Source organism: Maribacter orientalis, from assembly GCF_900109345.1.
Lineage (GTDB): Bacteria > Bacteroidota > Bacteroidia > Flavobacteriales > Flavobacteriaceae > Maribacter > Maribacter orientalis.
Genome location: NZ_FNZN01000006.1, coordinates 1 through 14,315, shown reverse-complemented (window position 1 = coordinate 14,315; position 14,315 = coordinate 1). Strand labels below are relative to the sequence as shown.

The following is a 14,315-nucleotide window of genomic DNA, read 5'->3' as shown; positions in this document are numbered from 1 at the left end:
GCTTTAAGCTCAGTACTTTTTTGCCCTTGAAATGCTTAAATACTTCGGCTAAAATGTATTCAAATGTTTATCGAAGCTACTGATAACATAGACTACACGACAAAAAACACTTCTTTCACAACAAATACTATACGAACCATACCATTAAAACTAATTTTGTAAGTGTTGTAGTATGACCAAACCATTATAAAACCTCAATACTACAGATTTACACCGTTGCAATCCCTTCGGCTCAAATTAGAATTATGCATATGAGAAGTTTTATAAACCTGTATTTTTTAATCTTTGTCGCTTTTATTCATGCTCAAGATTTTCAAGCTAATTTAACCTCTGAACAATCTTTCATCTCCGAATCTACACCTGTGCTTGAAATTGAGGTAACGGACTCAGAAGCATTTGAAAGAACTGCTGAATCCTACGCTATTCCACATAAAACATTTGAAAACATTAAAGATGTTCAGAATGGTTATTATGTAATCTCAGGTATTTTTAGTAAGAGTAAAAATCTAAAATCTCAAGTTAAAAAGTTAAATAAAAAGGGCTTTGATTCAGGTTATTTTCAAAACCCCGAAAACGATTTATTCTATCTTTATTTAAATCACTATAAATCGTGGGAGACAGCTTTAGAAGAGTGTAGTACAAAATTCAACAATCGTTATGATAAAGAATTCTGGATGCTTAAAATAGCCAATAATGAACCTGATTCCGAATTAATTTCTTTAGAAGATGTTACCTATGAACATTTAGAAAATTCTGAACAAAGCACATTGACTTCAAATAAACATGTTGCCCTTACATCAGTTGAAAAAGAATCAAAAAATAAACTTGTACAGAGGGCAGATGAGTACTTTAATAAAATGTGGTACGCAGAGGCTGCAAAACTTTATGAACTTGCCTTAAACAAGAATGATGACGCCTACACCTTTGACGTTTTAAAAAAGGCGGGGGATGCGCACTATTTTAATACTGATATGGAAAAAGCCTATAAATGGTATAATATCTTGTATGAAAAATATGAATCAGAAATGAGCTCAGATTATATTTTTAAGTATGCACATTCACTTAAAGGAACCGGAAATTACAAAAGGTCTAAACGCCTTATGAAATTATATAATAGAAAGTTAGCAGGAGAAAAGATAGAACAAAATAGTGAATTAAATGAAATTGTATTAGATGGTCTTTTAAGAATGGATGATAGGTTTGATGTTAAAAATATTAATGTTAATTCAAAATATTCTGAATTCTCACCAATGTTCTACAATGGCGACGAAATTGTTTACGCTTCAGCAAAAGATTCTTCTGTATTTAATACTAGGCGGTATAAATGGAATAATCAACCTTACTTGGATTTGTATGTAGCCAAGATAAATGAAGAATCTCAAGATTTAAAAAACGCTATAAAGTTCTCGAAAGAAATTAACACTAAATACCATGAAGCATCGGTAGCCTTCTCGCCTGATAATGAAACCATGTATTTTACGAGAAATAATTATGGAAAAAAGTTAAAAAGAGATAAGAATGGTATAAACAACCTTAAAATATACCGTTCTAAAAAAATAAATGGAGAATGGACAAAGGCAGATGAAGTATCCTTTAATAGTGATGAATATTCAACCGGTCACCCTGCTTTAAGCAAAGACGGCAAGCAGCTTTATTTTGTATCAGATATGCCAGGAAGTATAGGTGAAACAGATATTTTCGTGGTAGACGTTTTAGAAGATGGTTCTTTTTCTACACCAAGAAACCTAGGTCCTGAAATCAATACAGAACATAAAGAAATGTTTCCTTTTATAAATGAAAAGAAACTTTACTTTTCTTCAGATGGTCATGCTGGATTAGGGGGTTTAGATATTTTTGAAGTTGCCTTCGATGATGAAGTTGGCTTTCTAGAAGTAAGAAATGTTGGAAAACCTATAAATAGTAAAAAGGATGATTTTTCATTTATAGTAGATGAGGATACACAAAAAGGATACTTTGCATCTAACCGTTCGGGCGGTAAAGGTGATGATGATATTTACTCGTTTAAAACATTACAAATTGAGGAAATTCCAGCGAATACAAACGCTATTTCGGGTATAGTTACAGAATTGGTAGGTGGTGATATCATGCCAAATGCATTGGTACAACTATTAGATGAGAACAACATCAAACTTAAAGAAATGGAGACGGACGAAAATGGAAGTTTCGTTTTTGAAGATCTAGAATCAGATAAAAGATATGTACTAAAAACTACAAAGGGTTCTTACTTTGATGACACTAGAGATACAGCAACAAAAAATAACGAAATCGTAAACGTTGATGTTTCAATGAGGAAACTTAATGATATGATTGCTGTTGAAAACGGAATTAGAAAGCTGAAGACAGAGATGATTCACTTTAATTTCGACAAATCATATATTCGAAAGGATGCTTCTTTAGAACTTGATAAATTGATTGCTGTCATGAATGATTCACCAAACATGATTATTAAAATTGAATCACATACCGATTCTCGAGGTGATGCGGTATATAACAAATACCTTTCTGACAAACGTGCCAAATCAACAAGGGAGTATATTATAGCAAAAGGTATAGACCCTTCGCGAATAGAAAGTGCAATTGGTTATGGCGAAGAAAAATTACTTAATGGCTGTGATGGTTCTGTTCGCTGTACAGAAGAACAGCACTATCTTAACCGAAGGTCAGAATTTATTATCGTAGATATGTAAACTTTAAAAATACCGCCTTGGGCGGTATTTTTTTTACTAATAAATTCTGCCTTTGACAAAGGAAGTATGGTGTTATACATAAACTCTAATAATCACTTCTAAACAGTCCTTTTTGTCATCTTTATTTAGCTATTAGCCCTTAGTTTTATACCTTTTACCGAATACGACACTTTCTCCACTCTTGTATTTAATCCGCCATATTTTACAGTTCATAGAAATAGTTTTAATGTAGATGCTTTTCGAAGTATTAATTCCCCTTTTAACTAATCTTTTCAATAAACGAAGAATTAAAAGCCAACTTTATATTTCAGGAACCCCTAAAATATAGGATATGGAAAAAATTACTTTAGTTAAAGAATTATACACAGAAGCGTTTAGAAATTGGAGAAGCTTTATTCTTGAGAATTATTTTAAGATCTTCTCTTGGTTATGCTTTGTGTTAATTGGCTTGGCAATATATGCTATAGTTTTTAGAATATCTACTGGGTTTACTTTTAGTAACATATAGATTATTTAGAGTAGCATTTTTACTTTACTATTACTATGCCAAGTTCCTAGAACAACTTTGCAACACGTAAAGGTTAAAATATAAAAAGGCTCAGGAATATCCTGGGCCTTTATTTTTTCAGTTAATTGAATTAATTATTTCTTCTCTTCAACGTTAAATTGAACAGACTTAAGTATCGCTTCCAATTCAAACATATAGTCTCTCTTCTTAGTCGCTGGTGCAAATACAAAGCCCTCTAATATTAGTTTACGATTGTTTTCTTTATCGTTTATAATATAGGTTAAAAATGGGCCTGCCATTGGGTATGCGGACATTTCCCATATTCCCCTTACTTCTGCTGCTTTTTTGCCTGAAACCTCGGCAGGAAAGACATATGGTGTAAATGCCTTTTCTGTAATCATGTGATTATTTTTACCTGCAACATCACTTCCTTTAATATAAAGATCACCTATAGAATCGCGCATTCTAATGATGTCTTGTGCAAAAGTGGAATCGTTCTGAAAACCATTCTCTGGCATGGTATAGGCAATAATATTCATGTTCCCTTTTTGGATTTCACGCGAAATCCAAACAAAATTGTCTTCTTCTCGACCTACTCTATAAATAGAAGGGATTTTCATTGAAATATTAAATTTATCTACTAATGCCTTCTCCTTATTTAATGATTTTTCAAATCGTTTTTGCGCCTTTGAAATTTCAAGTGTTTTGAAATCTTTAATAAATTCGGCTGAAGTGGTATTGATGTTATCGATAAGTTCTTGTTTGTTTCGACCTTTTATTACTCCGACCTTTTGTGGCTTAGAGTACATATTAGATTTCATGTGAGCCAAATTTAACGAGTCTTGCATAACGTATAAAACGGAGCTCGTGTTTCTAATAGATCCAGAAAATATTTGTTGTGGAATTTGGGTAACACTAAATAGCGCTTCGTCCCAAGTTAGGCCTTGTGCTGCTGCAGTATAATTTTCGCGAATTGCGTCGCCAACACTACTTTTCCATAATTCATTATCGATTACTACCGTTAGCGTATTCATCGCGCCTACAGATTCTGGTAAATAATCAGCTTTACCCTCTTCCTTACAAGCAATTGACAATCCTAGAATGGCAAACAAACAAAGTAAAATTCTTTTTTTCATTGGTATTTTAATTTACGAAGAACAGTCGCACAATTTAAGTTTTGTGCCTAGTTTTAAATTATTACCACTAATACCGTTCCACTTTCGCAAATTTTCTATACTAACACCAGGATATTTTCTAGAAATGGTCCATAAAGAGTCTCCACTTCTAACTTCGTGTGTTTTTGAGTTACTTACCACATCATTTCTAGCAGGCGTTTCCCTAGGTTTTACAGATGCAGTTGCATTTTTTCTTGGATAGATTGTTAAACGTTGCCCAATACGCAAATTATTACTTCGTAAACCGTTCCATTGTTTAATTTGGCTTACACCAACTCCGTAACGTTCAGCAATCTTCCCTAGAAAATCACCGTCTCTTACTCTATAACGAATATTATTTTGTTCTGCTTGTTTTGTGATTTCGGCAAGTGGACTTTCCTTACTTTTTAATTCTTCTTCTACATGTGCGTAAATTGCCTCTTCGTTTGCAACAAATTTTCCCATTTTATGCACAGGCAACCTCAACGCGTGAGTTTTACCTTTAACGAAAGGAATGACATCTAACTTATAGGACGGATTTAATACTTTTAATTCCTCTTTATCGATACCGGTTAATTCTGAAATTTGGTCAAATGTAATTATGCTTTTTACATGAATCGTATCTGTTTCGAAATAAGCTCTTTCCGCTCTTTTCGTTTTTAATCCATGTTCCTCGGCATATTCAAAAATGTACATAGTAGCTTGAAATGCTGGTACATATCCTGCCGTTTCTCTTGGTAGGTTTCTTCTAATATTCCAATAGTTTCTTTGACCTCCGCTTCTACGTATTGCTTTGTTTACATTTCCTGGACCAGAGTTATAGGCAGCAAGTGCCAAATCCCAATCATTATAAATCCTAAATAATCTATTCAAATAGTTACACGCTGCCTCGGTTGATTTTATTGGATCACTACGCTCATCAACATAACTATTGATGTTCAATTTCATTTCTCTACCAGTACCATACATAAATTGCCAAAGCCCGGTTGCACCAACTCGAGATTTAGCTTTAGGGTTCAAAGCCGATTCAACTATAGATAGATATTTCATTTCTAATGGAATATCATGATTATCTAATTGCTGTTCGAATAAAGGAAAATAAAATTGACTTATGGTAAGCATGCGCTCCATTAAATCTCTTTTTCTTGTTAGAAATGATTTAATTACACTCTCTAAAGATGCATTATATTCTATATTAAAAGGTGTCTTTTCATTTAATCTTGCCAAACGCATTTTTAAAGTGTCGGTAGGTAAGTCTAAAACGAAATCGGAGATGGTGTCAAGCTCCATTACTTCTTGATACATTTCATCAAAAAGAGGGGCTGCTTCTACAAGTTCTTTCATCCATAGACTATCAAACTTGGCTGCCAATTCATTGTCTTCAAGATTATAAGATGAAGATTCAGTAGGCTTAAAGAGCACTAACTTTTCTTTTGGAGAATTCGCTAAATTTCCAATTTGATTAATAGGTATTGCAGTAGAAACTTCATTGTTTAAGGAATCATCAACAATAATTAAATTATCACTTATCGAATCTTTAACCGTGGTATCCGAATCTTTATTTTGTGCAGAACCCAAAATTGGAACTAAAGTTAATCCCAAAAAATAAAAACATTTGCAGACTGATTTATTCATAAGAGGCGAATTTGTTAACGGAACTAACGAAAATCGCACATTTTTTAATGAGAATAAAATAAATTCTCTTAAAATGCACAATTTTTCGTTGTAACCCGTTTATCGATAACGCCTTTGCTATGCTAATATTGCAGCGATACCAGGCAAGGTTTTACCCTCTAAACTTTCTAACATTGCGCCTCCGCCTGTTGATACATAACTAACTTTGTTTTCAAAACCAAATTGCTTTACGGCAGCAACAGAATCGCCACCACCTACTAATGAAAAAGCACCATTTTTTGTTGCCTCATCAATGTAGTTACCAACTTCTATAGTTCCTTTTGCAAATTTTTCCATTTCAAAAACACCAATAGGTCCATTCCAAAGTATAGTTTTAGAAGCTAAAATCACCTTTTTAAAATTTTGTAATGTTTCTGGGCCAGCATCCAATCCTTGCCATCCATCAGGAATTTTGTCTACATCTACCACTTGCGTATTTGCATTGGCATCAAAATCATCTGCTGCAATTACGTCTACGGGTATATGAACTTTGACACCTTTTTGCTTTGCCTTTTCAAGAATTTCTAAAGCCAAGTCCATCTTATCATCTTCGCAAATAGATTCTCCAACTTTTCCGCCTTTTGCCTTAATAAAGGTGTAGGTCATTCCTCCACCAATAATCAAGTCATCAACCTTATCTAGAATATTTTCGATAATAGTGATTTTTGAAGAAACCTTTGCTCCTCCAAGAATAGCCAAAACAGGTTTTTCACCTGTCGCCATTACTTTTTCTATCGCTTCTATTTCTTTAGCCATTAACAATCCGAAACACTTAGCATTCGGAAAAAACTTTGCCACTACAGTAGTTGATGCGTGAGCACGGTGTGCCGTTCCAAAAGCATCATTTACATATATATCTCCAAGTTTTGAAAGTTTTTCAGCAAATTCCTCATCCCCTTTTTCTTCTTCGCTATGAAATCTTAAATTTTCTAACAAAAGAACCTCGCCGTTTTTTAATTCTGCAACGGCTTTTTCTGCTTCTTCACCTACACAATCTCCAACAAATTTTACAGCAACACCAATTATTTCAGAAACAGCATTTACAATATGAATTAAAGATAGATCAGGATTGCTTTTACCATCAGGTCTGCCCAAATGACTCATCAATACAGCGCTGCCACCATCCTCTAAAATCTTAATTATAGTTGGTTTAGCTGCCTCAATTCTATTTGTATCCGTTACTTCAAATTTGTCATTTAATGGTACATTAAAGTCCACTCTTATTAACGCTTTCTTATTTTCAAAATTAAAGTCATTCAATACTTTCATGTGATTTTCCTTTTATTAAGTAACAAATGTAAAGATTAATAGGCTTGGGTTAAAGTGCTAATCGGGATAATTTATGCTCAATTCCATTAATTTTGTTATGCTTTAAAACAACTATATTTGAATCGATGTTATTTAAAGATATATTAGGACTTTCCCATATTAAAAAACACTTGTCTTCAAGTGCTGATGCAGGTCGAATACCTCATGCGCAACTTTTCGTTGGACCAGAAGGCTGTGGCCTTTTGCCAATGGCATTGGCATATGCACAATACATTATTTGCCAAAACCGCAATGGCGAGAATGAAGGAGAAAATGAAGCTTGTAATCTTAAGTTCAATTCCTTTTCCCACCCAGACGTTCATTTTGCTTTTCCTGTTGCTAATTCTGATAAAGTGAAATCTCATGCGGTTAGCAACCATTACATGAAAGAATGGCGCGAGTTTATTATAAACCAGCCTTATGGCAATCTCTTTGACTGGTATCGCCATATTGAAATTGAAAAAAAGCAAGGGCAAATTGGTGTTGATGAAGCACAAGATATTGTAAAAAAACTCTATTTAAAATCTTATGAAGGCGGTTTCAAAGTAATGTTGATTTGGATGGCCGAAAAAATGAATACGGCCGCTTCGAACAAACTTTTGAAATTAATTGAGGAACCGCCCGATAAAACTATTTTTCTTCTTTTATGTGAAGATGAAGAACAAATAATTCAAACTATTAAATCGAGATGCCAAGTGGTTCATTTTCCCCCTTTGGCTGAAGATGCTATAGCAAATGCTTTAATAGAAAAAGGAGCCGCGAAACCAGAAGCTATGAGATTAGCCCATGAAGCAAACGGAAATTTCAACAAAGCTTTAGATCTCTTGAATAATGATTCTGAAGATTTAGTCTTTGAGAATTGGTTTGTACAATGGGTTCGCAGTGCCTTTAAAGCAAAAGGTAATAAGGCCGTAATTCATGAATTAATACTTTGGAGCGAAGAAGTTGCTAAGACAGGAAGAGAAACACAAAAAAATTTTCTGCTATATTGTATTACAGTAATGCGACAAGCTTTAATGATAAATTACGGAGCAGAGGAACTTGCTTATTTAAAGATTCATGCAGAAGGATTTCAATTGAAAAAATTTGCTCCATTTGTACATGAAAACAATATTCTAGATATAACCAAGGAGCTTGAAGATGCTATATATCATATAGAACGAAATGGAAATTCAAAGATCATTTTCACCGACCTTTCTATCAAATTAACGCGATTATTGCACAGAAAAAAAGCCGCACTTAAATAAACTACCATGAAAAACATTTTAGACCATGCAACAGAGATATTACTTTTATTATTTTTAATAATTACTTTTCTACAAAGTGGTTTTGACAAAATTTCTGATTGGAATGGAAATGTCTCATGGCTGAAAGAACATTTTTCTAAAACACCGCTTAAAAACATAGTACCCTTGATGGTCGGTATAATTTTAGTTACAGAAGTTGTTGCTGGAATACTTTGCTTAATCGGCATATACCAACTTTTGAGTACAGGTAATCCGCTCTTTGCGATTTATGGTGCAATTTTATCATGTGTAACCTTACTCATGTTATTGTTTGGGCAACGTGTTGCCAAAGATTACGAAGGGGCTAAAACCATTGCGGTATATTTTATACCATCTATTCTATTGGTATTTCTTTTGCAGCCATAGTAATTAGGGCTATTATGATTTAATTGGAACTAAAAGTTTTGAACATCAACGATACAAATTGATTGAAAATAAAAAACCCTCCTAATTAGGAGGGTTTTTTTTGGAGGCATCGAGCGGATTCGAACCGCTGTACAAGCTTTTGCAGAGCTGCGCCTAGCCACTCGGCCACGATGCCCTTTTTTAAGGGATAGCAAAAATAAACAATTATCCTTTTCCAAGTGTCATACAAAAGAAAGAAATCCTGTTTATTTGAGATTTAGAAACTATTTACTCTCTGTTTAAATTTAATGATACCGTTACTTTTTCAACATCACCGTTTATAGGCGGATTGATTTTTGAAACAGAAACCATTGATTTTTCTACGGATGGAAGTTCTAAAAATATTCGATCAATAATTCTTTTGGCTACGTGTTCTAATAATTTAGAAGGTATCGCCATTTCTTGTTTGACAATTTTGTTGATGTGAACGTAATCGACCGTGTCTTTCAACTGATCAGATATTGAAGCTTTTAATAAATTCGTATCTACCGACACATTAACCAAATAATCACTACCAATATTGGTTTCTTGTGGCAAACAACCATGATGTGCGTATGCCTTTATATTTTCTAATTGTACTTTACCCATTATTTATGTTCTGGAGAACAAACTTAATCAATCTCACGAAAGGTTTAATAGGTACAACGACAATTACTTATACCTTGAAATAAATCTACCCCTAAAGTAACCACATGGGTTCCTGAACTATAGCCTAAAAGTTCATTTAGAATAACTTGATACGAATAACCGAAGTAAAAATTACTCTTCTTTAAACCTGCTATAGGAGCGATATAGAGTGGGTTTCCTATTTGATCATTAAGAAAACGATAATTAATACCTGCATAATAATAATCTTCAAAATCGTAAAACCTAAATTTCAAGTTCAAATCAGTTACAGAACGACCATCACTTTCAAATAACTGAAAGAAAATAGAAGGTTCTACTTCTACCTTACTCGTTCTTTTCTTCATGTACCGATACCCAGTATATACATAGTAATTTCTAAGTCTATTTGGCTCGTAAATAGGGTTGAAATTGCTTAAATCCTTATCTAAAATATTAGACGCATTTACACTGAAGTAAAACTTGTCGTATCGATAAAGCATACCAACATCAAAGTTATGATTCGTGGTTGCCCTATCATCTGTTACAGATGGATCTAAGGCGTCAAAATTCTGAATATCAATTCGAAACTGATTAAAATTATAAGAAAGTCCGAAAGATAAAAACTCGTCATCATAACGATCTAAAGTAAGGTGGTGCGCAAAAGAAAGTCGTGCTCCGCGTTGTTTTGTTTCACCGTTACTATCGTTATATAATAAAGTTCCTATACCTGACTTCTCACCAATTCGCATATCAGCCGCAAGTGACTGAGTATCTGGCGCGTCTTTTATACCCACCCATTGTGTAAGGCCGTTAAGTCGTATTTTCACATGGTCACCAATACCAGCATATGTGGGCGACATCACAAATGGATTATCTGCAAGGTATTGCGATAACTGAGGTATAGTCAACTCCTGCCCTTTTACGGCAAAGGCACTAATAAAAAATACCAAGGTCAATAGACTTTTTCGTATCATCTTTTTAGGTAAATTATTAACGATATAAGGTAAAGTGACCAACAAATTCTCTTTCATCTCTTTCTCCATTCAATTTGATTACATACCAGTAGTCTCCTGTAGGTAATTCTTTACCAGAGTATAAACCATCCCAACCTTCTGAATCTGCCGATTGTTCTGAAACTACTCTACCATAACGATCAAATATTTTTATTAGTATTTCTGGAAATTGTTCCATGTTTCTCGGTATCCAAAAATCGTTCTGTCCATCGCCGTCAGGGGTAAAGAAATTAGGCAATTCAATGTCAATGAATTCCATGAAAATATTTGCAATTGACTCACAACCATTTTGATCTACAACGCGAACTTCGTACGTATCTGTTCTAGTGATGTAGAAGGTATTCTTATCACCATTATCGATATCATCGAAGTAGTAGGTATATTCTTCTCTTCCGCCTACTGCGATAGCTGTTATCTCATTCATGTTACGTTGTTCTAAATTTAGACTCAACGGATCAAACGCCTCTATTACAAAGTCAATTGTCTGTATACAGCCATTTGCATGAGCTATTGTAATATAGTGATTACCGGGTGCAGTGTTTCTGAAATCAGGGTTCAATTGTAAGTCGGCTGGATCAACAGAATCTATAGCATATAATACGTCACCTATAATACTATCATCTTCTAGCATGATATTCACATAATTACTTGGTGTATCACCTGAACATTCGTAAATCGGATCAATAATAGCATTCAGGTTTACACCTCTCTCTATTTCAACAACTACGTTGGTGTCGCAACCATTTGCGTCTTTAATAATGATGATATATTCACCAGAAGCCATATCAAGGAACTCTGTTCTATTTAAAACAAAATCTGCATCATCACTAGAATTCAACGCTGTGCTATAAGGAGCGGTTCCTCCACTAATTTCAAGAACAATCGTACCATCTTGACTATCTACACATATTTCTGGTGTAGTTTCTGCAGACACCACTAAACTTGCCGGTTCCGAAATGGTGTACGTTAGATATTCGAAACAACCATTTTGGTCTTGTGCGATTATCGTGTACTCACCAGGTTCTAGATCTGTGAATGTATTGTTATTAAAGAACTGGTTCAAGTTAGGAGAAATCGCATACTGGAAACCTCCAGCTCCACCAGAAAGTGTTACCGTAATCTCACCGTCATTTTCACCTGCACATGTTACATCTATTACACTCTCAGTATAAGAAAGAGGAATAGGCTCGACAATAACTACTTCTTCAGCTGCTGTTGTACAATCTTCACTTATAACAGTTACATAATATGTTCCTGCACCCAAGTCTCTAAATACGCCTTGTGACTGAGGACCTGCAATACGTGAACCCACAGCTAAAGAACTATCCGTAAACAATTCATATTGATAGTTTCCTAAACCACCTTGAGCTGTAGCAAAGATAATTGCTGTGTTTTCACCGGTACAGTTGACTGAAGCGGCTGTTTTATCAACAATTAAAATCAATGGGGCTATTTCTGTTTCAGTAATCGCATTTGAAATTACTGACTCACAACCATTAATTGCATCACGAACATAATACTGATATGTGCCTTCTTGGAATATTCCTGTTTCAGGCAATCCTAATGGATTACTTGTCATTGGCAAGAAATTTATATTATCAACACTATATTCATATGTACCACTTCCGCCAGTTGCCGTAAGTTCGAATTCAGCCCCTGTTGTACAGGTTAAAGGATCCGTTCTTAACAAGCTAGCCTGTACTTCTGTAGGTTGTGTAATTTCAACAGTATTTGTAACCATATCACAATCCCAACCATCAACAACTATAATGCTGTAAATACCAACTCCTAAATCATTAAAATTAGGGTTGTTTTGTGCTCCTGTAGTAGCTATTATCGTTGACCCAGTTGCGTCGTAATAATTCAACTGATATCTATACGTGCCACTGCCACCACCTGTTACAATTGCAGATACTGTAGCACCTGTATCTCCGAAACAAACTAAGTCAGTAACCAATGGTGTAGCATTAGCTACAATTGGCGTTGCTGGAGTCATTGTTTCTGTATAATTAACAATACAACCTGAGTTGTCAGTAATTCTAACTGAATACTCACCAGCAGAAAGATTAGTAAATAACCCTTCTTGAACATCATCCATAAGATAACTATCTCCGGTCGTGGTATTAGTTAATACAATATCATATGGCTTATAACCCCCTTGCGGCGATACTCTAATTTCACCTTTATCATCTGAACAAGTTGCCTCTGCTACTATTGTAACCGCTCCGCTTAAAGGTCTGTCTGGAGATGAAATAGTAACAATATTCGTGTCTTCTGAACATAAGGGAACTGCAGTCTCGGTAATCGTAACATAATAGCTACCGCCTGATAATCCTGTTATTGTTCTTGGATTAACACTAGTATCTGAAGCAGTCAATCCTATTACTGAAACACCTGCCGCATTAAACACTTCGTAATTATAGTTACCAGTATACCCATCAATATCAATTTCTAAGCTACCATTAAGTTCTCCAAAACAAGTAACCGCTGAGGTTGCAGTTGCTGATGCCGTAATAAAGTCAAACGGTGCAATGGTATAACTAGCTGTATTTACATAACAACCCGTATCTAAATCGGTAACTCTAAATACATAAGAACCAACAGTATTTAGGTCAAATGTAGCAGATGTTGCCGTTGTACTCACTAAAGTACCGGTTGCATTTCCTAATGGTAATAACTCATAACCATAATTGTGTGCCAAACCATTGTCGACAACAGTAATTATTACTGTTTCATCATTAGTACATGTTATTTCAACATCCTTTGCTACTGTTGCTGTGAATGTATTTATAGGTTGAATCGTTACAGTATCAAACGTTATACATCCTTTAGCATCTTTAACATATACGTCAATAGTTTGTGCACTACCGTTATCTGTAATGTTGAATGTATTAGATGATTGAAATATTACATTATCGATACTATATAAATAAGGTGCTGTTCCTGTTCCTATTCCAGTAGTTGCCGTAACCCTTGCTGTGTTAACACTGTTATTTGGTGAGCAACTGAATGCTGTTGTAACCGCACTAACCGTTAATTCGGTTGGTTGTGTAATAGTTTCATTCTTAATACCCTCACAACCTCTACTTGAAATTATTTTTACTTGATAATCTCCAATACTTAAACCTGTGAACAAAGGATTGTTCTGTGGCCCAGCTATTGGTGTAACCAAATCACTGATTTCATATAATTCATATTGGTATGCAGGATTCACATTAGTAGCTGGGTCAATATTCGCCCTAATACTACCATCGTTACCACCAAAACAACTCACATTTACTAGTGTTGCATCTAATAAAACCGGATTTATCGGAGCATCTAATACTTGTGTTACCGTTCTTTCACAAACCGGATTTGTAGTGTCCAAATCCCTAACCAAGAAACTGTAGGTACCGTCATCAACAAGACCCGTAAAAGTTGGATTGTTCGCCTGAATTACATTTGGACCGGTCGGAGGGGTCATCACAAACTCAAGGTTTGCAGAACCACCGGTTACGTTCACCGTGATTGTTCCACCAGGTGTTACTGTACAATCGATAGCTTTATCTACAGTGGTAGTAGCATCCAATTGTTCGTATAACACTTCTGCAAGCGTTGTGAAACTACAACCCCATTGATCCGTAATAAGTACCTCATAACTACCGGCTCCTAGT

The 14,315-nt window shown here is 34.8% G+C and carries 10 protein-coding genes and 1 tRNA gene; 4 read left to right on the top strand and 7 right to left on the bottom strand.

Features of this window, described 5'->3' with window-relative positions:
* The first annotated feature begins 251 nt into the window (after positions 1 to 251).
* Entirely contained in the window at positions 252 to 2,708 is a 2,457-nt protein-coding gene (locus BMY56_RS13220) for an OmpA family protein (RefSeq protein WP_091625511.1), read from the top strand.
* Between the two features lie 331 nt (positions 2,709 to 3,039).
* Positions 3,040 to 3,216 (top strand): DUF6747 family protein, encoded by a 177-nt coding sequence (locus tag BMY56_RS19100; RefSeq protein WP_317040627.1) that lies wholly within the window; start codon positions 3,040 to 3,042, stop codon positions 3,214 to 3,216.
* Positions 3,217 to 3,350: 134 nt separating this feature from the next.
* Here the strand turns inward: BMY56_RS19100 and BMY56_RS13215 are convergent, their stop codons facing one another.
* The 3 genes from BMY56_RS13215 to BMY56_RS13205 form a co-directional block, all read right to left on the bottom strand.
* The gene (locus BMY56_RS13215; protein WP_091625103.1) at positions 3,351 to 4,352 is read right to left on the bottom strand and encodes a DUF4837 family protein; all 1,002 of its coding nucleotides are present in this window, start codon (positions 4,350 to 4,352) and stop codon (positions 3,351 to 3,353) included.
* Between the two features lie 12 nt (positions 4,353 to 4,364).
* On the bottom strand, positions 4,365 to 6,005 hold the full coding sequence (locus tag BMY56_RS13210) for a LysM peptidoglycan-binding domain-containing protein (protein ID WP_091625100.1): 1,641 nt from the start codon (positions 6,003 to 6,005) through the stop codon (positions 4,365 to 4,367).
* A 117-nt stretch (positions 6,006 to 6,122) separates the two neighbouring features.
* A complete protein-coding gene (locus tag BMY56_RS13205) occupies positions 6,123 to 7,313 on the bottom strand; it encodes a phosphoglycerate kinase (RefSeq protein WP_091625098.1) in 1,191 nt (396 codons plus the stop codon).
* Between the two features lie 125 nt (positions 7,314 to 7,438).
* Here BMY56_RS13205 and BMY56_RS13200 point away from each other — a divergent pair, with 125 nt between their 5' ends.
* Positions 7,439 to 8,599: a DNA polymerase III subunit gene (locus tag BMY56_RS13200; protein ID WP_091625095.1), complete on the top strand. Its 1,161-nt coding sequence runs from the start codon at positions 7,439 to 7,441 to the stop codon at positions 8,597 to 8,599.
* Between the two features lie 6 nt (positions 8,600 to 8,605).
* Positions 8,606 to 9,004 carry a DoxX family membrane protein gene (locus tag BMY56_RS13195; protein WP_091625092.1) on the top strand — a complete coding sequence of 133 codons (399 nt, stop codon included), beginning with the start codon at positions 8,606 to 8,608 and terminating at the stop codon, positions 9,002 to 9,004.
* Positions 9,005 to 9,105: 101 nt separating this feature from the next.
* Here the strand turns inward: BMY56_RS13195 and BMY56_RS13190 are convergent.
* The 4 genes from BMY56_RS13190 to BMY56_RS13175 all read right to left on the bottom strand — a co-directional run.
* A tRNA-Cys gene (locus BMY56_RS13190) sits at positions 9,106 to 9,179 on the bottom strand.
* A 92-nt stretch (positions 9,180 to 9,271) separates the two neighbouring features.
* Entirely contained in the window at positions 9,272 to 9,631 is a 360-nt protein-coding gene (folB, locus tag BMY56_RS13185) for a dihydroneopterin aldolase (protein ID WP_091625090.1), read from the bottom strand.
* A gap of 44 nt (positions 9,632 to 9,675) precedes the next feature.
* A complete protein-coding gene (locus BMY56_RS13180) occupies positions 9,676 to 10,623 on the bottom strand; it encodes a PorP/SprF family type IX secretion system membrane protein (protein WP_091625508.1) in 948 nt (315 codons plus the stop codon).
* Between the two features lie 16 nt (positions 10,624 to 10,639).
* The coding region (locus BMY56_RS13175) for a T9SS type B sorting domain-containing protein (RefSeq protein ID WP_143057822.1) at positions 10,640 to 14,315 on the bottom strand (3,676 nt) is incomplete at its 5' end.